Annotated in this window: 25 protein-coding genes and 1 pseudogene; 18 read left to right on the forward strand and 8 right to left on the reverse strand. The window is 69.4% G+C overall.

Annotated elements, in window-relative coordinates; genetic code table 11:
- Positions 1-8: 8 nt before the first annotated feature.
- Positions 9-146 carry a hypothetical protein gene (locus tag C1A38_RS31125; protein WP_158244874.1) on the reverse strand — a complete coding sequence of 46 codons (138 nt, stop codon included), beginning with the start codon at positions 144-146 and terminating at the stop codon, positions 9-11.
- Between C1A38_RS31125 and C1A38_RS09100 the strand changes: the two genes are divergently transcribed.
- From C1A38_RS09100 to C1A38_RS09120, 5 genes are all read left to right on the forward strand, one after another.
- Positions 108-272 (forward strand): helix-turn-helix domain-containing protein, encoded by a 165-nt coding sequence (locus C1A38_RS09100; RefSeq protein ID WP_233196726.1) that lies wholly within the window; start codon positions 108-110, stop codon positions 270-272. The genes C1A38_RS31125 and C1A38_RS09100 overlap by 39 nt on opposite strands.
- A gap of 122 nt (positions 273-394) precedes the next feature.
- Positions 395-1,972, forward strand: coding sequence for a phenylacetate--CoA ligase family protein (locus C1A38_RS09105; RefSeq protein WP_102657394.1), 1,578 nt, complete (start codon positions 395-397; stop codon positions 1,970-1,972).
- A gap of 2 nt (positions 1,973-1,974) precedes the next feature.
- Positions 1,975-2,415, forward strand: a complete 441-nt coding sequence (locus C1A38_RS09110) for a DUF4188 domain-containing protein (protein ID WP_102657395.1) — start codon at positions 1,975-1,977, stop codon at positions 2,413-2,415.
- Positions 2,412-3,491 (forward strand): GNAT family N-acetyltransferase, encoded by a 1,080-nt coding sequence (locus tag C1A38_RS09115; RefSeq protein WP_102657396.1) that lies wholly within the window; start codon positions 2,412-2,414, stop codon positions 3,489-3,491. Before C1A38_RS09110 ends, C1A38_RS09115 begins: the two co-directional genes overlap by 4 nt.
- A complete protein-coding gene (locus C1A38_RS09120) occupies positions 3,492-4,469 on the forward strand; it encodes a nitroreductase family protein (protein ID WP_102657397.1) in 978 nt (325 codons plus the stop codon). It abuts the gene before it with no gap.
- Positions 4,470-4,503: 34 nt separating this feature from the next.
- Here the strand turns inward: C1A38_RS09120 and ybiA are convergent, their stop codons facing one another.
- Positions 4,504-5,076 (reverse strand): riboflavin biosynthesis intermediates N-glycosidase, encoded by a 573-nt coding sequence (gene ybiA / locus C1A38_RS09125; RefSeq protein ID WP_102657398.1) that lies wholly within the window; start codon positions 5,074-5,076, stop codon positions 4,504-4,506.
- 65 nt (positions 5,077-5,141) lie between these two features.
- Here ybiA and C1A38_RS09135 point away from each other — a divergent pair, with 65 nt between their 5' ends.
- Entirely contained in the window at positions 5,142-5,651 is a 510-nt protein-coding gene (locus tag C1A38_RS09135; RefSeq protein WP_233196720.1) for an aminotransferase class IV, read from the forward strand.
- Positions 5,652-5,804: 153 nt separating this feature from the next.
- Here C1A38_RS09135 and C1A38_RS09140 read toward each other — a convergent pair whose 3' ends face one another.
- Positions 5,805-6,233, reverse strand: a complete 429-nt coding sequence (locus C1A38_RS09140) for a hypothetical protein (RefSeq protein ID WP_102657416.1) — start codon at positions 6,231-6,233, stop codon at positions 5,805-5,807.
- Between the two features lie 780 nt (positions 6,234-7,013).
- Between C1A38_RS09140 and C1A38_RS31320 the strand changes: the two genes are divergently transcribed.
- The 6 genes from C1A38_RS31320 (at position 7,014) to C1A38_RS09175 (ending at position 10,670) form a co-directional block, all read left to right on the forward strand.
- Positions 7,014-7,205 (forward strand): hypothetical protein, encoded by a 192-nt coding sequence (locus C1A38_RS31320; protein WP_199180144.1) that lies wholly within the window; start codon positions 7,014-7,016, stop codon positions 7,203-7,205.
- Positions 7,206-7,356: 151 nt separating this feature from the next.
- Positions 7,357-7,935, forward strand: a complete 579-nt coding sequence (locus C1A38_RS09155; protein ID WP_233196721.1) for a dihydrofolate reductase family protein — start codon at positions 7,357-7,359, stop codon at positions 7,933-7,935.
- A gap of 45 nt (positions 7,936-7,980) precedes the next feature.
- Positions 7,981-8,325 carry a hypothetical protein gene (locus C1A38_RS09160; protein ID WP_233196722.1) on the forward strand — a complete coding sequence of 115 codons (345 nt, stop codon included), beginning with the start codon at positions 7,981-7,983 and terminating at the stop codon, positions 8,323-8,325.
- A 91-nt stretch (positions 8,326-8,416) separates the two neighbouring features.
- On the forward strand, positions 8,417-8,812 hold the full coding sequence (locus C1A38_RS09165) for a GntR family transcriptional regulator (RefSeq protein WP_102657401.1): 396 nt from the start codon (positions 8,417-8,419) through the stop codon (positions 8,810-8,812).
- A complete protein-coding gene (locus C1A38_RS09170) occupies positions 8,809-9,708 on the forward strand; it encodes an ABC transporter ATP-binding protein (protein WP_102657402.1) in 900 nt (299 codons plus the stop codon). The genes C1A38_RS09165 and C1A38_RS09170 overlap by 4 nt, the downstream gene beginning before the upstream one ends.
- Positions 9,705-10,670: an ABC-2 membrane transporter-related protein gene (locus C1A38_RS09175; RefSeq protein ID WP_102657403.1), complete on the forward strand. Its 966-nt coding sequence runs from the start codon at positions 9,705-9,707 to the stop codon at positions 10,668-10,670. Before C1A38_RS09170 ends, C1A38_RS09175 begins: the two co-directional genes overlap by 4 nt.
- A 22-nt stretch (positions 10,671-10,692) precedes the next feature.
- Here C1A38_RS09175 and C1A38_RS09180 read toward each other — a convergent pair whose 3' ends face one another.
- The gene (locus C1A38_RS09180) at positions 10,693-11,367 is read right to left on the reverse strand and encodes an alpha/beta fold hydrolase (protein ID WP_233196723.1); all 675 of its coding nucleotides are present in this window, start codon (positions 11,365-11,367) and stop codon (positions 10,693-10,695) included.
- A gap of 10 nt (positions 11,368-11,377) precedes the next feature.
- A complete protein-coding gene (locus C1A38_RS31715) occupies positions 11,378-11,551 on the reverse strand; it encodes a hypothetical protein (protein WP_233196724.1) in 174 nt (57 codons plus the stop codon).
- Between the two features lie 66 nt (positions 11,552-11,617).
- On the opposite strand from C1A38_RS31715, the gene C1A38_RS09185 reads away from it, so the two are divergent.
- Positions 11,618-12,235 carry a metallophosphoesterase gene (locus tag C1A38_RS09185; protein ID WP_102657404.1) on the forward strand — a complete coding sequence of 206 codons (618 nt, stop codon included), beginning with the start codon at positions 11,618-11,620 and terminating at the stop codon, positions 12,233-12,235.
- Positions 12,236-12,286: 51 nt separating this feature from the next.
- On the opposite strand, the gene C1A38_RS09190 is transcribed toward C1A38_RS09185, so the two are convergent.
- Entirely contained in the window at positions 12,287-12,679 is a 393-nt protein-coding gene (locus C1A38_RS09190) for an HflX-like GTP-binding protein (RefSeq protein WP_199180145.1), read from the reverse strand.
- Positions 12,680-13,058: 379 nt separating this feature from the next.
- Between C1A38_RS09190 and C1A38_RS09195 the strand changes: the two are divergent.
- Together C1A38_RS09195 and C1A38_RS09200 are read left to right on the forward strand one after the other, a co-directional pair.
- A pseudogene (locus C1A38_RS09195) lies at positions 13,059-13,203 on the forward strand (cell division protein DivIVA); the annotation flags it as partial.
- Between the two features lie 567 nt (positions 13,204-13,770).
- Complete coding sequence (locus tag C1A38_RS09200; protein WP_102657405.1) at positions 13,771-14,190, forward strand: helix-turn-helix domain-containing protein; 420 nt, start codon at positions 13,771-13,773, stop codon at positions 14,188-14,190.
- 7 nt (positions 14,191-14,197) lie between these two features.
- Here C1A38_RS09200 and C1A38_RS09205 read toward each other — a convergent pair whose 3' ends face one another.
- Positions 14,198-14,764, reverse strand: coding sequence for a phosphatase PAP2 family protein (locus C1A38_RS09205; RefSeq protein ID WP_102657406.1), 567 nt, complete (start codon positions 14,762-14,764; stop codon positions 14,198-14,200).
- A 263-nt stretch (positions 14,765-15,027) separates the two neighbouring features.
- Between C1A38_RS09205 and C1A38_RS09210 the strand changes: the two genes are divergently transcribed.
- The 3 genes from C1A38_RS09210 (at position 15,028) to C1A38_RS09220 (ending at position 17,279) form a co-directional block, all read left to right on the forward strand.
- Positions 15,028-15,543, forward strand: coding sequence for a hypothetical protein (locus tag C1A38_RS09210; protein WP_146017493.1), 516 nt, complete (start codon positions 15,028-15,030; stop codon positions 15,541-15,543).
- A 48-nt stretch (positions 15,544-15,591) separates the two neighbouring features.
- Positions 15,592-16,797: an MAB_1171c family putative transporter gene (locus C1A38_RS09215; RefSeq protein ID WP_353505513.1), complete on the forward strand. Its 1,206-nt coding sequence runs from the start codon at positions 15,592-15,594 to the stop codon at positions 16,795-16,797.
- Positions 16,798-17,009: 212 nt separating this feature from the next.
- On the forward strand, positions 17,010-17,279 hold the full coding sequence (locus C1A38_RS09220) for a hypothetical protein (protein ID WP_199180146.1): 270 nt from the start codon (positions 17,010-17,012) through the stop codon (positions 17,277-17,279).
- A gap of 74 nt (positions 17,280-17,353) precedes the next feature.
- Here the strand turns inward: C1A38_RS09220 and C1A38_RS09225 are convergent.
- Positions 17,354-17,679: cellulose binding domain-containing protein (locus C1A38_RS09225; protein WP_199180147.1), on the reverse strand; the 326-nt coding region annotated here is incomplete at its 5' end.

Below are 17,679 nucleotides of genomic sequence, written 5' to 3' on the forward strand. Positions count from 1 at the left end.
ACGGCGGCTCATTCCCCCGTGTCGTCGAGCAGGGCGGCGATGACCTTGCCCATGTCGTCGGGCTCACCGAGACGGCCGAGCGCGGTCTCCAGCAGGCCCGGCTGCTGCTGGCCACCCACCCCGACGACGTCACCGGTGTCGGGCACGCGGTCGGGTACGACAGCCCGTCACAGTTCAGCCGCGAGTACCGCCGCCACTTCGGCGCCCCACCCAGCCAGGATGCCGCCCGCCTCCGGCGTACCGCGCTCACCCCCGTGCCCACCACGCCGTAGCGGTCGATCCGGTCGGCACTGCCGGCCCGGGGAAGCGTCACCGTCGACTGAGTAGGGATGCTCAGCCCGGACACCGTTCGCGGTCTCAGGTGCCGGCCCGTCGGCATCGCGAGGATCATGGCATGGCTGATCTGCCGCACCGACACCTCGCTCTGCGTACCACTTCTTCACCGCTGCCGGCCCTGGCCGCGCGTGGCCGGCAGGCCGTGCTGGCCCCCCTCGGGCGCGCGGTCGCCGCGCTGAGCCGGCTCATCGGCCGCCACCCGGCCGGATGGCGGTGGGTGGCGCGGCGACACCACCCGGCCCTGGACACGCTGGCTGCGGCGCACGCGCAGGCCGTCTGCGTACGGGCCGCCCGGCAGGTGCCCGCCTACCGGGCCTTCCTGCGCGCCCGTCCGGCCGGTGTGCGTCGTCGGCTGACGGATTTCCCGGAAACCGACAAGCTCGGGTACGTGGTGGCCCACGACGCGGCCGCACGCTGCTGGCGCGGGCGGTTGCCCACCCGAGGGGTGGTGGTCGACGAGTCGGCCGGCTCGTCGGGGCGGCCGTTCAACTGGCCGCGTGGGGACCGGGAACTGCGGGCGGTGCACCGGGACATCGTCGGCTACACCGGGCTGGTCTTCCCGATGCGCCGACCGTTCGTGATCAACGCGTACTCGATGGGGGCCTGGGCGACCGGGACGACGACAGGTGCCGCGATGGCCCGGATCGCCGTGGTCAAGAACACCGGGCCGGACCTCGGGAAGATCGTCGACACGCTGCGCGAGTTCGGCCCCGACTTCGACTACCTGGTGACCGCGTACCCGCCGTTTCTCAAGCATCTGCGCGACCGGCTCGACGCCGAGGAGTTCCCCTGGTCGCGGTACCGCATCCACGCCAGTTGCGGCGGCGAGGGGATGACCGAGGCGCTGCGCGACTACCTGGAACAGCGGTTCGCGCTGGTGCGCTCGGCGTACGGCGCGTCGGACCTGACCATCGGCATCGGCGCGGAGACCCGGTTCACGGTGTGGCTGCGGCGGCGGCTGCAGAACGACCGCGCGCTGCGGGCCGAGCTGCTCGGCACCGACGAGCAGCGGCTGCCCATGGTGTTCCAGTACAACCCGTTCGCCACCTACCTGGAGACCAACGAGCACCGGGAGTTGATCTGCACGGTCACCGGTGACGTGCTCCAGCCCCGACTGCGCTACAACATCGGCGACGAGGCGCTGCTCGTGCCGTACCGGCGGATCGTCGAGCTGGCGCACGCCGACCCGGTGCGCCGAGCCGAGTTCCGTACCGCCGTATCCGCGGAACGGATGACCCTGCCGGTGTTGCTGCTGTTCGGTCGGCGCGACTCCACGGTGTCCTACCTGGGGGCCAACCTCTACCCCCAGGACGTCGAGTACGGCCTCTACACCGGCAACCCGTACGCCGCCGAGATCAGCCGCTTCTGTCTGGCTCTGGTCGAGGACGCGGCGCTGGAGACCCGGCCGGTGATCCACATCGAACTGCGCCGCTCGCTGCCGGCGTCGCAACGCGAGGCCCTCGCCGCCGCCTGCCGCACCGGGGTACGCCGGCACCTCACCTCGGTCTCCCGGGACTTCGCCCAGTCGCTGTTGGAGGATCCGACCGCCGGTGACCTGCGGGTGGAACTGCACGAACCCGGCAGCGGCCCGTTCGCCGGCGATCAGAAGATCAAAAACGTCTACCTGGTGAGGTGACCATGCGTACCCGTGACTTCTCCCGCGCTCCCGCGCAGGCCCGCGCCGGGGCCATGTTCATCGGCGCGACCCGCTACACCAACCCGCTGGTCCTGCTGCGGCTGGCACCGGCCTGGATCCGGATGGTCCGCGACATGCGACGGATGTCCGGCTACTGCTGGCACACCGTCTACTGGCAGTTCCCGTTGACCCTCGGCACGATCGCCTTCTTCACCGACCGCGAGGCGATGCTGCGCTTCGCCCGCACTCGCGAGCACCGCCGGTTGATGGTCTGGCTGACCGACGGCACCCGCAACGCGACCGCCGGCTTCATCCGGCTCTACACCGCCGCCCCCGACGGATACTCCAACGGCACATGGCGCGCCGAAGGCCCGGAGATGGGACACATCGCCACCTTCACCCCCATCGGCGCGGAGCGCACCGGGCCGGAGGTCGTGCGGTGAGAACCCGGTTCGAACGGGTCACCGGCCGCCGGGACCTGCGGGACTTCTGCACCCTCACCGACCGGCTGTACGCGGGCGAACCGCGGCACGTGCCCACCCCACGGCAGCAGATCCGGCGGTGGTGGCGCGACGGCGTGCCGATGTACCTGCTGCGCGACCCAGCCGGCACGGTGATCGGACGCACCACCCTGCACACCGACGCGGCCTTCGACGCCAAACTCGGCCGCCGCTGCCAACTCTTCGGGCTCACCGAGTTCACCGAGCCGGCCGCCGGGCCGCTGTTCGACGCGATCACCGCGCACACCGCCGCCGACCGGGACCTGCTCTTCGGCCCGGTGGCGCTGCTACCCAACCAGGCCGGTGGGGTGATCACCTCCGGGTACGCCGACCGGGGTTTCGTCGACAGCGCCTGGAACCCGCCGCACTACCCGATCGCCTACGAGGCGTACGGGTTCCACCGCCGCTTCGAAGCCGACACCTGGATCTGCCCCGTGCCCGCCCCGCCGCAGCCGAAGCCGTCGACATACATAAAATCCGATGGCGTACGCCTCGAAGTGCACCGAGGTGACCTGCGCCGCCTCGACGAGCAGCTCGACCTGCTGCGCGGGATGCTCAACGACTCCTTCGCCCAGCTCGGCTACTACACCCCGATCTCCGCCGAGCAGCTGCGGCGGCAGACCGACGGGCTGGCGTACCTGCTGGACGAGTCGCTGCTGCTCTACCTGACCCGCGACGGCGCGGCGGTGGCGTTCGTGCTCTGCGTACCGGACATCAGCGAGTTCCTGGCCGGCGTGCGCGGCAACCTGCACCCGCTCAACCAGCTGCGGTTGCTGGCCACCCGCCGCCGCTACCGGCGGGAGGCGGTGCTGATCATCAAGGGTGTCGTGCCGCGGTACCAGGGACACGGCTACCAGCGGCTGCTCTCCGCCCACCTGCACCACAACCTGTACGCCGCCGGCTACACCACCCTGCGCAGCACCTACGTCGAGCGGGACAATCCGGCCTCGGCCGCCCAGTACCGACGCCTCGGCGGTCGCCCGCTGCACGGGTACACCTTCTACGCCAAGGAGCGATAGGTGGACTTCGCCGCGTTCCGCGCTCTCGCACCGCTGTGCTGGCGGGCCCCGAGCGCCCACAACACCCAGCCGTGGCGGCTACGGTACGAGCCCGCAGCGATCCGCGTCGGATGGGACGCCGCCCACACGCTGCCGGCGGCCGACCCCACCGGCCGCGACCTGCGGCTGTCCCTCGGCGCGTTCGTCGAGACCTGCCTGATCGTCGCGGCCGACGCCGACCTGCACCTGGAGTACGTCGCCGAGCACGACGACCGGTGGGTGGGTTGGCTGCGGCCCACCGCACACCGCTACTCGACCCCCTTCCGCGCCATCGACGTGTGGGAACGTCGTACCGACCGGGGTCACTTCGCCGCCGGTCCGGGACCGGACGTGCTCGCGGCGGTGGACCGGGTCGCCCGACGGGCCGGCGGCAGCGTACGGGTCGTGCCGCACGCCGGCCGGCTCGGTGCCCTCCTGCGTACCGCCGACCGGCACCTGTACGCGGACCCGGCGATCACCGCCGAGCTGCGCGGCTGGCTACGGCTCGACCCGGCGCACCCGAACTACCACGTCGACGGGCTCACCGACCGCTGCCTCGCCCTGTCCCGGCCCGCCGCGGTGGGGCTACGCGCGGCGCTGGACGCGTACCAGGTGCTGCGCCCGCTCGGCCTGCCCCGGCTGCTCGCCGCCGCCGACAACCCGCTCGCCCGGGGCGGTACCGTGCTGGCCCTGGTCGCCCCCGACAGCCTCGACCCGGCCGGGCAGGTCGAGTTCGGACGGGTGCTGATGCGGTGCTGGTTGACGCTGCACACGGCGGGGCTGGCAGCCCACCCGCTCAGCCAACTGATCGACGTCGCCGCCACCCGTACGGCCCTCGCCGCACTGCTGGACGTGGCACCCGACCGGCTGTTGCACGTCGTACGGGTGGGCCTGCCCACCCGGCCGGCACCTCGCTCGGCCCGCCGGGTCGCCGGCGGCGGCCCTCCCACCACTTCCTGATCACGACAGCCCGGTCCCAGCTCCACGGCCTCGGTCAGCGGGCGCCTTCCTGTCCGGTCAGGATCTCGCGGGCCTGCATGAGTGCGAAGCCGAGCAGGTTCAGCCCGCGCCAACGTGCCGGGTCGGTGGCGCGCGGATGGTCGGCGGCCAGGCCGATGCCCCAGATCCGGTCGAGCGGGCTGGCCTCCACGAGGATCCGCTTACCGGTGCCGATCAGGTACGTGCGCAGCGCAGGATGCTCGTCGAACTTCGCGACGGTGCCGGTCAGCACGATGTCGTAGCGGTGCTGCTCCCACACGTGCTGGTCGAATCCGGTGACCTGCCGGCCCAGCATCTTCGCCGCGTGCGGGTGCGCCGCCGTCAGGACCCGGGCGGCGGTGGCGTGGTCGTCGAAGAGGGTGGCCTTGCGCCACATCATGTAGTGCTCGGCGGTGGCGAAGCGCAGCCCGCCGATGGTGAACGGCGCCGGCCACCACTGGCTCAGGCAGCCCGCCCCGACGCTGCCGTCGCGCTGCGGCTGGTGGCCCCAGAAGAACAGGAACTTCACCCGGGCACCCGAGCGCATCGCCGCGGTCAGGTCGGCGACACTGTGTACTGACGTGACCATGTGAGCGAGTCTCCGGCAGCAGGCGTTGCGCCGCACCGCCATTATCGCGGCGCGCCCGCCCCGAGTTGTCCCTGCGTCCGGCTCGACGAGTCGATGAGTCCCTGCAGGGCGGTACGGGTGCTCAGCAGAGGGCCCTGGACGTCGTCAGCCACCAGCGGGACCTGGCGGGCATCAAGCACGTCGGGGAGGTCGCCAAGACCTGGTACCTGCGGCAGGCCCGAGCCCGCGGCTTCGACGACGCCGTCTTCGAAGACGGCACGGGCCGGCTCAGCGAAGCGACCATCTGGAACCTGGCCTTCTGGGACGGCGAGACGGTGATCTGGCCGCACGTCGATCTCCTGCCCGGAATCACCATGCAGATCCTCACTCGTCAGCTTGCGCACCTCGGCGTCGCGCAGCAGACCCGTGACATCCACCGAGCCGATTTGACCGAGAACCTGGCCGGCGTCGTCATGAACTCGTGGACGCCCGCCATCCCCGTCTCCCGCCTGGGCGACCGGCTGCTCGCCGACGGCACCACCTTCGCGCACCTCCTGCACGAGGCGTACCGGAACGAACCCGCGACCCGCCCCTGACACCTCAGCGCCTGTGGCAAGGTCACGCTCGATCGTGGATCGAGTGGTCATCTCGCGGCCCCGATCCCACTCGATCCCTGATCGAGCGTGATCTCGCATGAGCGTGTCACCGCGACCTGACGCACCAGGGGCCGAGGCGGAAGGGGCGGCCCGTCACGAAGTGCGGCGAACGGTTCCGCCGTAGAGGTGCACACGGTGGTCGACATCGCGGTCCGGCTGCCGGTCCACGAAGTGTCCAGGAGTCACCGGGCCGTGGCTGACGTGCACCAGCCAATCCTCGTAGTACCAGCTCGGGCTGCAGGCGCAGCCGGTGAACCGGAAGTTCGCCCGGTAACGGCCGACCTGCCCTGGGGTCAGCGTGAACAGGCGGGTCGAGGCGTACGGTCGCGGATAGGCTGCCGCACCGGGCAGCCGGTCGACGGTGAGCCTCTGTCCGGTGCGGCCCAGCCAGAGGTCGATGGCACGGGCCTGCTCGACACCGCCGCTCAGCACCTTCTCCTGGCGTGCGTAGTCGACCGCCTGGTCAGCCAGGACCTCGTGGACGACCACATCGCCGTCCGGCAGTGACCGGGGCAAGGCCACGGCCCGGTCGAGGCCACGGCGCGCGTTCGCCGCCGACGCGCCGCGTGCATCAGCCGTCCACCGCACCCGAACCCGCTGAACAACGATCACACCTGAGCTTCGCTCAGCCCGCGCCCGACCCGCCAGCCGGTATCCGGCGACCCGCTCGATTGCAGTGCAGCGACCGGTTCGGGCCAGGTCACCGCAGGTCGAGCCGCATGAGCACCCGGGGGAACCCGGCGAGTACGGAGGTGGTGTCGGCTGCCTTCACGAAACCGGCCTGCTCGAAGACGGTGCGGGTGCCGACGTAGGCCATGGTGAGGTCCACCTTCTCGCCACGGTTGTCGACGGGTACCCCTCGACCGCCGGCTGCAGTCGCTAGTATGGCAGCCGCCGTTTGAGATCTTGCTGGTGAATCGGGGTGGACGAGGGATGGCCACCGCCTGATCGTCTGTGCGTTGCGGACACAACATCAGATCTGGCGGTGGCCGCGCCGCTGGGACTCCTGGCACCGCTTCACCACACTCGCCCTGGCCGCCCTGGCCGCCCTCGCCGAATAGACTCGCGTAGGTGGCGTTGCAGCGAAGACCGATCGCGGCTGGCACCAGACGTTGTGCGGGATGCTCGGTCATCGGCGACAACCGGTGAACAGGGCGCCGGCCGCGCCCGGCCGCCGACAGGGAGTGACCCAGTCACTATGAGAATCTTGTTTCCAGCTGTGCACGTCAGCGACGTTGAGACCTCCCTCGCCTTCTACGAGGCGGTCGGGATGGAGGCCGTTGGGCGCGTTGAGCACGCCAGATGCTGGCGCTGCCCCGTGAGGACGAGGTGATCCTGGAACTGGTCGAGCGCACCGATGCGGGACCGGTCTCCGCTGGTGGACTCGTCCGCTTGGACATGACCATGTCGCTGGACGGCTTCTGTGCCGGACCGGACGACCGTCCGGGGCAGGAGATGGGCCGCGGCGGGCCGCCCGAGCAGGTGCCGGCTTGAGCTCGTCCGCGTCGTCGAAGGCTGCGACGCTACGCACCTGCGCTACCGCGTGGTGCGACCCGCATGACCGGCTGGTCGGAATCCTCGCAACACGGCACCCGTCGCTCCAAGGGGCGGGTCAGAGTGTGACAACCCGTAGAGAGGAACCGTGATGACCTACTACACCGCAGATCTGTTCATGTCCCTCGACGGCTTCGGAACGGGACCCGTCGGATACTGGGGCAAGGAAGGGCCTGAGTTGTCGGCGGAACGGAGGCGGGTCTTCTTCGAGGGCCAGGGCGAGACGCTGGTGCTCGGGGCGAACACCTACCGCGCGATGGAAGGGTTCGCGGCCGAGGCTGCGGACAACCCGGATTTCCAGGCACTCACCGCCCGCACCAAGCTGGTCGTCTCTCGCACCCTCAAGGCCCCGCTGAGCTGGCCCAACTCGACGCTGATCGCTGAGGACGCGGTCACGGCCGTCACCCGTCTCAAGCAGGAGTCGCCGGTTCCGCTTCGCTCGCACGGCAGCATCTCGATGAACCGCGCCCTGCTGGCCGCCGGCCTGGTCGACAGGCTCGAGATTCTGGTGTTCCCCGTCATCACCGGCGCCTCCGGTTCCGACCCGATCCTGGCTGGCCTCCCCGACATTGACCTCGAGCTCGTGGACTCCCGGCTCCTTGACGGGCGCATCCAGCACCTGGCCTACGTCCCGACCGTCCTGCCACAGCCGCTCGGCGCCGCCTCGTAGCGCTCGCGGTATCTCAAACGGCGGCTGCCGTACTAGTCTCCCGCCGTGAGTGATGATCAATGTGACGTGTGGTCGCTGCACCGGCGGGACAACGGCGGCCTGCTTGCTGATCTCGTGGTGACCGGTGGTGACTTCCCGTGGCTCAACGCCCATGTCCGCCCGACGGAATCCTTCCTGGAGGTCCGGCCGCTCTTCGCCGAGGAACTGCGGTTGCTCGACCGCATCGACCAGGACGGTGAATCCTGGGAGCGTGCGTACGACGCGGTCCGCAATGCCGTGACGCTGCGGTACCCGCAGGGCCAGGAGGTGCCCGAGTTCCTGCTGCACATCGAGGGCGACGAGGCCTGGTGGCGGTGGAGCGACGAACCGTTCGACAAGGAAGACAGCTAGTCCCTGAGCGCAAGTGTGCGGGCGCGTCGGCCCCTCTTGACCAGTGATTCACTGCTTTACTATCTTCCTAGTGAAGCAGTGAGGAGTCACCGTGTTCGTCTTCCGGCTCGACACCCGCTCCGGGGTGCCGCCGTATCTGCAACTCGTCCAGCAGGTCCGCCAGGCGGTACTGCTCGGTTTTCTCCAACCCGGTGACCGGCTCCCGCTCATCCGCGAGGTGGTCGAGGACCTGGCGATCAATCCGAACACCGTCGCCAAGGCGTACCGCCAGATGGAGCAGGAGGACCTGGTCACCGGTCGGCCCGGCCAGGGCACGTTCGTCAACGCACAGCAGTCGGCCGCGATGTCGGCATCGACGTACACCTCGCTGCGTCGCGGCCTGGAGACCTGGCTGCGCCGCGCCTACGCGGCCGGCCTCGACGAACAGTCGGTCAACGCGCTCTTCACTTCCGTCCACCAGCAGACGAGGAACGAGGACGTGGCGTGACAGGGACCGAGTTCGCGCTGCGCACCGACGGTGTGGGCAAGCGGTACCGCAAGGGTTGGGCGCTGCGCGACTGCACCCTGGCCCTGCCGGCGGGCGGCGTGATCGCCCTGGTCGGGCCGAACGGCGCGGGCAAGACCACGCTGCTGCGCCTGGTCGTCGGGTTGCTGGCCCCGAGCACGGGCACGGTGGAGGTTCTCGGCCACGACGTCACCGCCAGCACCCCGCAAACCCTGTCCCGGGTCGGGTTCCTGGCCCAGGACCACCCGCTGTACAAGCGCTTCACCGTCGCCGAGATGCTCCGTTTCGGCCGGGCCTGCAACCTGCGGTTCGACCAGGGGCTGGCCGAGCGCCGGCTGGCGAAACTGGGCATCCCGCTCGACCGCCGGGCCGGCACGCTCTCCGGCGGGCAGCAGGCTCAGGTCGCGTTGGCTCTGGCCCTGGCGAAGCGGCCGGACCTGCTCGTGCTCGACGAGCCGGTGGCCAGCCTCGATCCGCTGGCCCGGCACGAGTTTCTCCAGGTCCTCATGGGTGCGGTGGCCGAAGGCGGGGTGACCGTCCTGTTCTCCTCGCACGTCGTGCACGAGCTGGAGCGTGTCTGCGACCACCTGGTCGTGCTCAACCAGGGTCGGGTCACGCTCACCGGTGACATCGACACCCTCCTCGCCGAGCACCGGCTGCTCGTCGGCCCGCGTACGGCCACCGACCTCGACCGGGCCGGCACCGTCGTGCAGGCCGTCCACAGCGACCGGCACACGACCCTGCTGGTACGCGACGGTGGGCTCCCGGCCGCGCCCGGCTGGCAGGCCCAGCCGGTCGCGCTGGAGGAGCTGGTGCTGGCGTACCTGCGCCGGTCGTCCGAGCCGAGCGCCACGGTCCCGTCGGAGGTGCCGGTATGAGGTGGTTGATCTGGCGTCAGCACCGCACCGAGGTCTGCGTCCTGGGTCTGCTCGTCGGCATGTTCGGCGTCGCCCTGCTCGTGCTCGGGACGCAGGCCCACGACCTGTTCCCCGGCGGTCCCGCCCGCTGTGCGGGCGAGGCCGGTGTCGACGAGGCCTGCACGGCCGCCTTCCGCCGGCTCGACGAGGAGTACGGGTACCTCGAGAACCTCCTGGCGGCCTTCTACCTGGTCCCCGTCGTCATCGGTGCGTTCCTCGGTGCGCCGCTGCTCGCGCGCGAACTGGAGGACGGCACCTGGCAGCTCGCCTGGACGCAGGCCGTGCCGCGGATGCGCTGGCTGGCGGCCAAGCTCGCGGCACTTGCCGGCGTCACCGTCGCGCTCACCGGGATGTTCACCGCGGTGCTCACCTGGTTCCGTCAGCCCTTCGACGCGTGGGAAGGACGGTTCCAGTACGACGCCTTCGACCTGGAGGGACTCGTTCCGATGGCGTACGCGCTGTTCGCGTTCGGCGTCGCCACCGCCGCAGGGGCGATCCTGCGGCGCAGCCTGCCCGCGTTCGGCGTCGCGTTCGGGGCGTTCCTCGCCGCCCGGATGTCGGTGGCGCTGCTGGCCCGCCCCGCGTACGCCACGCCACTCACCACCATGGCCCCGGTCCCCGTCGGCGGCGCGAAGGACCAGGCGGGGCACAGCGTCGCCGACTGGACGATCGAACGCGGCTACGCGGACGCCACCGGACGCAGACTGAGCTCGACCGAGTACTACGAGCTGGAGGAGGCCGCCAACCAGGCCGGCACCAACCTCAACCAGTTCCTGCACGCCCGAGGCGTCCAGCAGTTCGGGGTCCACCACCCGGCCGACCGGTTCTGGACCTTCCAGCTCATCGAGGCGGCCCTGTTCGTCGCCGTCGCGGCGATCCTGATCGGCGTGGTGGTGTGGCGGGTACGGCGCCGTCTGATCTAGGGCCGGTGCTGACGTCGACGGGTCAGCGGCGCATTCGTTGCTGCACCCAGGTGAGCATCGTGCTGCGGTAGTCGGAGCTGATCGATTCGAGCGCTTCGGCCCCGCCCGCGGTCGGCAGGTGGGTGCAGCCGGCGAGCCGGTGCACGGTCAGGTCGTCGGTGGCGGCGGCGCGCCGCCACACGGCGATGCTGTCGTCGGCGGGAGTCCACTCGTCGGCCTCGCCGTAGAACAGCAGTGTCGGGCAGCGCACCTGCGCGATGACCGGCTCCGGGTCGTGGTCCATGTCCTCCCAGGTGCCGCGATGGTCGTCCAGGTCGCGCGGGACGTGGGCGAGGGGAAACCACGGCCGGTCGGCGTACCCGTCGATGACCGCCTGCGCGGTCGTACGGTCGATGTGCCCGCGTACGGCGTTCTCCAGGGTTTCTCGCAGGCGGGTCAGGTCGGCGAGTTCCGCGCTTGCGTAGCCGTTCAGGAGCAACTGCTGTACGGTCCCGTACCGCATCTGGGCAGCCGGGCTCACCCCGCTACCGGCGACCAGCACGAGGAACGAGATCAGCTCGGGCCGACGGGCCGCGACCGCGGACGCGGGCCAGGCGCCCTGGCTCCACGCCCATAACCCCACGGGAACGTCGCCGACGTGACGACGCACCTGGGCGACGGCCGCCAGGGCGTCGTCGGCCTGGACGACGTACGGCACGTCGCCCCGTTCACACGGACGACGGTCGAAGCGCAGCCGCCGGGAACACCCGCGCCAGGTGCTCGTAGAGGAAGTACGAGCGTCGCGGCTCGCCGGAGCCGTGCAGGACGACGATCGCGCCGCGCGTCGGCCCGTCCAGCGTGGCCGGCAGGGACACGTCGCCGGCATCGACAACCAGCTCCATGGGGTGAGTCAATCAGGAACCGGCGGCACCGCTGCCAGCCGGGGCATCAGGCGTACGGAGGACGGCATGGCGAAGGTCGTGATCATTGGTGATGTCGGCGGATGTGCCGATCAGCTGTCTCAGGCGGTGGCGTCCGCGCAGACCGACCCGGATGCCGTGGTGATCCAGGTCGGCGACCTGATCGACCGTGGGCCGGACAGCCCCGGCGTGCTGGCCTTCGTTCGGCGACGGCTGGAGGATCCGCGGCGGTGGATCCAGCTCGTCGGTAACCACGAATCGCAGTACCTGGGTGCGGAGATGTTCTGGCCGCAGCGGCTGCCCGACGAGGACGCCGCCCTGCTGAAAAGCTGGTGGCTGCGGGACCGCCTGCGGGTGGCCGCCGCAGTGCGCACCGCCGACGGAGAAGAACTCCTGGTCACGCACGCCGGTCTGACCGTCGACGCGTGGCGGAAGCTGGGTGAGCCGGTGACCGCTGCTACCACCGCGGACCTGCTCAACACCCGGCCCGAGGACATCCTGTGGCACGAACGCGGACCGCTGTGGGCCGAGGCGGACCCGGATCTGTACGACTCCTGGCTGCACGCGGCCGAGCCCCCGCCCTTCGGCGTCGACCCCCAACACGGACGCGATGGCGCACCGCAGTGGTCACCGTTGGTGTTCGACGACGCCACCGTACTTACCTGACCGCAGCGGACCATCTGTCGTGCGTTGCACGGTCGGCAGCATGTGGAGTGTTCACCGGCCGGCGGCGGGGAGGTCCTCACCGCTGATCACGAAGCACCCGAACATCTCGCTGAGGACGCTCTGCTGGTGTGTCGTCAGCGGGTTCACGAAGACCGCGACGTCGATCTGCGCAGCCCGGCATGCTGTCGCGATCTCGCGTGCCTTGCCAGGGCTGAGCAGCGTCCGCCGGGAGAACGGCAGGCTCATCTTCGCCGCACCGCCGTGTGAGACACCGCGCCGCTGGACGTGCCGACTCACGACCCGCCCACCGTACACCTGCACCGACGTCGCCAGTAGATCGAGCTTCGCGCCGATCCCGGTGTCCTTCGCCGAGAACAGGCCCACGAGCACCACGTCGGCGTCCGCCAGCACGGAGGTCGGTGGCCTGAGGGGATCTCGCCGCACGTTGCCATGGTGCCAGATGACGCTCGACATGCGCCGGCCGACACCGACGCGGCACCCGGTCCAGGGCGATCCGGTTGACATGTTCGCCATGCTGATTCCGCACGCCCATCTCCGGATCAGGCGAGGAGAAGCTATGCGCAAGCCGGTCAAGACTGCCGCCGTCCTTGTCGGGCTCGGTGTCGGCGTCGCAATCGGTCCCGCCCTCGGCCCGGTCGCTGTCTGGTCGGGTGCCGTGATCGTTGTGCTCGGTCTCGCGCTCGGCATGGTCGGTACGGGCGAATCCGACCTCGTCGGGGACGGCCTGGTGGACCACGACGGGGACGCCGGGGGGCCCGGCGACACGACGAACGCAGGCGCTGCCCCACAACGGCAGAACCGCCAACGACCCACCCTCAGCGGCCTCGGCACCCGGGTGGAACAGATCCTCAAACTCGCCGAGGAGCAGGCCAATGACCACCGTGCCGAGGCGCAGCGCGAGAGCGAGGCGATCGTGACTTCCGCCCGACAGGAGGCCGAAGCGATCCTGAACCGAGCACACGAGCAGGCAGCCGGAATTGCCGGCACCCGCCCGGATCTGTCTGCGGTTCGGCCGGCCGAGGCGGCGTCATCGAGCGAGAATCCGCACCGCTCCGCCTGACGGAGGCGGAGGCGCCGTACGATCCGGTTTCGCAGGCGGATTCCCGAAAGCCGACCGGTTGTGGTGGCCCCGGGCGGTCAAAGGCCCGGGGCCACGGTTGCCGATTCGCGTCGGGTCACGATCCCCCCTGATGCGCTGCGGCCGTACCGGCTCTCAACCCCCCATTGCCGGTGCCAGAGTTCTGTGGTGCGGACTCTGGGCTGGCTTGCGCATCCCCCGTTTCGTCCCCTCCGCGATCGGCGTCACCGCCCGACTGTGCGGTATGTGGCGTCGACATACCTGATGTCGGGTTCACCTGTCGCTTCACTATGGTTGTCCGCTACGGTGTCACTGCCACAACAGTGGTCGGGTGCGGCCAGTCAAGCACGTGAGCGGCGCCAATCGCAACCATTGTGGATAGAGCGCCCGCACTCGACCACAATGGTGGTGCGCGGGGTTTGATCAGGAGGGGGCCATGGCCGACTGTGCCAACGGGTCGTTCGCGGCCCGGCTACGGCACCTGTTCGACACCTGTCGCAAGCCCGGCACAGGCAAGCCGTACACACCGGACGAGGTGGCAAAGGCAACGGGGTTGTCGACCAGCTATGTCAACTACCTCCTCAATGGGCAGAGAGACAATCCCACGCGGTCGGCTATCCAGCAGTTAGCGAACTTCTTCCGAGTGCAGCCGAACTATTTCTTCGACTCGGTCGCATCGGACGCCGTCAGCGCGAACGTCGAGATGGAGGCCGATCCTGACCTTGAGACCATCACGGTGCTCGCCCGACGGATGCCTGCCGGGCCGTCTCGGGCGAGCCTGCGCGCGATAGTCGAACAGGTCGCCGCACTGGAGGCGCAGAGCAAGGCATCGGGTCGGCGAAACCAGCCAGAGTAGGCCGGACTCAGCGCAGCAGAATGAACGTCGGCACTGCGACGAGCAGACCGACGATGGTGCCGGCGAGGACCTGACCGGTGGTGTGCTCGCCCAACTGGACCCGTGACCAGCCGACGAGCGCCACTACGGGCACCGACACCAGGAGCGTCGGACCGAACTCGATCACAAGTACCGCGGCGGAGCTCGCGGCCACCGCCGCGTGGATGCTGAGTTTCCAGAAGAGGTTGACGACGGTGACTGCCACGCCGATGGCGAGCATCACGACAACCATGGCGAGGAGTCGTCGGGGAGCGTCGAAGCTGACCATCAGGGCAATGCCGGTGATGACCGACAACAATCCGTAGACCAGCGGAGTTCGCCGCTGCTCACGGACCCGAATGTGATGGTCCGTCAGCCGACCACGACGTACGCCCCACCAGATCAGACTGTTCGGGATGACGGCGCAGAAAAGCGCTCCGGTCAGCGCCCATGGCAGGCCTTCACGGATCGACGGAGCGCTGGCCGTTCCGACCACAACGGGCATGACAGCGGCCAGGAGGGCAGGCGCGAGCACTTCGGTCGCGATGCGAGCCACACGGTGGGCCGGTCGTCGAGCCTGACTGCTGATAGCTACGGTCACATCTGCATTCTGCTCCCAGCGGTCGAATTTCCACGAACTATCGCTCGATGGAACTCCCCGGAACCGGCTTCGTCTAGCTAAGCTGCCTGCTTGCGTCTGCCACCGTTGTGGTTGTCCGCTCGGCTGAACAATCGAGCGCCCTACCAGGACATCCTGAACAAGCGGCAAGACGGTGTTCCGGTGCGGGGCTCTCTACGCGGGGGGAGTGGCAGTAGGCGATGTGGCACCAACAACGTCGAATACATCGCCTCCTGCGCCAGCTTGAGTTCGACCTGCCGATGCCGCTGACGGTACAGGCACTGGTGGCGACCCTGGAGACGGTACGACATCGTCGCATTCAGTTCGTCGCCATGAGCGTCGAGCAGACGGGGCCATGTGGACTGTGGGTGGCCACGGCCGAAGCCGACTATGTTCTCTACGGCCGCGACTCGCCGCCGATTCTCCGGCTCCAGACGATCCTGCACGAGCTGATGCACATCGCACTGCGGCATGCCGGCCATGCAGCTCTCTCGCGGGGGACGGGCCAGGTCGGCGGCTTTGGTGACACGCCGACGGAAGTCGTGCTCGCGCGTTCGACTTCGGCCTTCGGCGAGCAGCAGGAGCACGACGCAGAGCTGTTGGCAACCTACCTGGGTGCCCGGCTCGACGGCGGGGATCAGGTAGGCGCCTTTGAGGATCTTGCGGACGCAACGGCAGCGGTGATGTACCGCATAGCTGCCGTTCTGGCGGAGTAGACGGGGAGAAGGCTCGTGGTGGTAGCAGCCGGACATGTAGTGGCGGCTGTGGTCGCCGCGGTGGCGCTGATCGTGAAGCTCTGGGCATTGCATCGAGATCCAGGTAACCGGAGGATCCTGGCGAAGGCAGGTATCTGTCTGGGATGCGGGATCGCGGTGACGGCCGGCTGGGCTCCCGTCCACAGCCTGATCGACAGGGTCTCGGGTGTGGCGAACCTGGCGAAGCCGATTGAGCACGGGTCGGCGCTGATCGCAGCCACCGCGATCCAGTTCCTGTTCCTTCATCTGGGTGACCCGGAGAAGGCGCGCAGGTTGATGCCACGGCGGCTGGTGTTCCTGGGCGTCGTGCTGGCTGTCATGATCGCGATGTTCCACGCCGCAGGCTTTCCTGAGTCGGAGCCGCTGCACTTCGCCGAACGCTACGGGGACATGCCGCAGGTCTCGATCTACATGCTCGCGTTCCTGCTCTACCTCGGGGTGACCGTTGTGGACATCCTGCGGATGTCGGTCGGATACGCGCGCTATGCCGGTACCCGGCTGAAGATCATCATGGGGTTGCTCAGCGCTGGTGCGGCGTTCGGCGCGGCGTTCGTTGCGCACAAGGCGCTGTTCCTCGGACTGAAGTTGGCCGACCTCGCACCTCCGTGGCCAGAGCCGGTGGTCACCCAGACGCTTGTCACGTTCTCGGTGGTGTTGATCTGTTCGAGCTTCGTTCTGGCGACGTTGTGGAAGGCGGTGGACGGCGTTCGAGCCTGGCCTCGTCGAAGCGCGATGTACCGGGACCTGCACGCGTTGTGGTATCTGCTGTACCAGGCGGTTCCGGACATCGTGCTGGTGACGCCGCGGCGGCCCAAGCGTGATCCATGGTGGGTGTTCGGCGTGGAGCAGCGGCTGTACCGGCGATGTGTGGAAATCGGTGATGGCATCCAGGCCCTGGGGCCGCAGGATGCCCAGGTGAGGACCGCCGCTTCAGGTCGGGCGGCTGAACTCGGCTGGGACGAGGCCCGGGCGGCAGCGGCTGGTGAGGCGGCGGCGATTCTGGTTGCCGTACGGCGTCTTCAACAAGGTCGTGTCGTTCGACGTGAGGTTGAACCTGACCTTGAGCCGCAGCCGGCGAAGGTTGCGCATGTCGACGTCGAGGCCGACGCCCGTAGGCTGGCGTTGATATCGATCTCGCTGTCTGAGCCATTGGTACGTGAAACCGTCGCCCGGTTCTCCGGTGAGCCCGCCTCCGGGGAGAGGGCGCGGCCCTGATGTTGTGGGGAGGGTGGGGTCCACAGGGGCTTCGACCTGCGGCCCGGGTGGAAGTTCAGCATTGCCGGCGGTACCGGCTGTCGTCGCGAGCCAGAGCTGACGCCCTGGGTTATCATTGCCGCTCAGGCGCTGCCCGTTCCCCCGTGCGGGCAGCGCCTGCTTTGCCTCCAAGGCGTTGACCGCGGCGGGGCTGGTGCTGGCCGGCCGGCGCGGTGTTGCTCACCGCGAAGTGGACGGTCAATCTTGCCGGGCTGCTCTGGGCGGCCGCCACCGCGGTCAGCGCGGTCGGCGTCGATCTACCGGACCGGCTCCGCCTCGCCGGAGTGCTGGCCGCACTGGCTGGCCTCGCCGCCGTCGCCGTTGTGTGGACCACCGGGACCAACGGCATGTCACCAACCCTGGAACAACTCGGCTACGCCCTCCAGCTACCCGTCATGATCTGGTACGGGTTGCTGGGCTGGCGGCTCGTACGGCGCCGGTGACCAGCCATCCTCATCCTGCGCCCCGGTGAACCCGTCGGTGCGTAGGACGAGGATGGCTCGGCAGTCGTGGGATTTCAGCTTCCGGTGCAGGTGGCGGTGGTTCCGCTGCCGTTACCGGCGCCCTGGAATCCGAAACTGGTGGTCTGACCTGCGGTCAGTCGTCCGTTGTACTGCTCGTTCGTGACGGTGACGGTGCCGCTCGTACCGCTGCGGACGCCGTTCCAGACATTGACCACCGACGCGCCGCTCGGCAGGGTGAGGGTGACTCGCCAGCCGTTGAGCGCGGTGGTTCCCGCAGTGACGGTCACGTTGGCGACGAATCCGCCGTTCCACTGGTCCTGGACTATGTAGACCGCGGTGCAGGACGCACCCGGAGGCGGGGTGGTGGGCGGTGGGGTGG

Origin of the sequence: Verrucosispora sp. ts21 (assembly GCF_002879555.1) — a bacterium.
In the GTDB taxonomy this organism is placed as follows: Bacteria; Actinomycetota; Actinomycetes; order Mycobacteriales; family Micromonosporaceae; genus Micromonospora; species Micromonospora gifhornensis.

Coding starts and splice junctions, on each gene's coding strand:
- ybiA (WP_102657398.1), bottom strand. CDS start 5,076: ATGGTCACGTCAGTACACAGTGTCGCCGACCTGACCGCGGCGATGCGC.
- C1A38_RS09200 (WP_102657405.1), top strand. CDS start 13,771: ATGGCCGACTGTGCCAACGGGTCGTTCGCGGCCCGGCTACGGCACCTG.
- C1A38_RS09105 (WP_102657394.1), top strand. CDS start 395: ATGGCTGATCTGCCGCACCGACACCTCGCTCTGCGTACCACTTCTTCA.
- C1A38_RS09210 (WP_146017493.1), top strand. CDS start 15,028: ATGTGGCACCAACAACGTCGAATACATCGCCTCCTGCGCCAGCTTGAG.
- C1A38_RS09155 (WP_233196721.1), top strand. CDS start 7,357: ATGACCTACTACACCGCAGATCTGTTCATGTCCCTCGACGGCTTCGGA.
- C1A38_RS09175 (WP_102657403.1), top strand. CDS start 9,705: ATGAGGTGGTTGATCTGGCGTCAGCACCGCACCGAGGTCTGCGTCCTG.
- C1A38_RS09110 (WP_102657395.1), top strand. CDS start 1,975: ATGCGTACCCGTGACTTCTCCCGCGCTCCCGCGCAGGCCCGCGCCGGG.
- C1A38_RS09185 (WP_102657404.1), top strand. CDS start 11,618: ATGGCGAAGGTCGTGATCATTGGTGATGTCGGCGGATGTGCCGATCAG.
- C1A38_RS31320 (WP_199180144.1), top strand. CDS start 7,014: ATGCTGGCGCTGCCCCGTGAGGACGAGGTGATCCTGGAACTGGTCGAG.
- C1A38_RS31715 (WP_233196724.1), bottom strand. CDS start 11,551: ATGGAGCTGGTTGTCGATGCCGGCGACGTGTCCCTGCCGGCCACGCTG.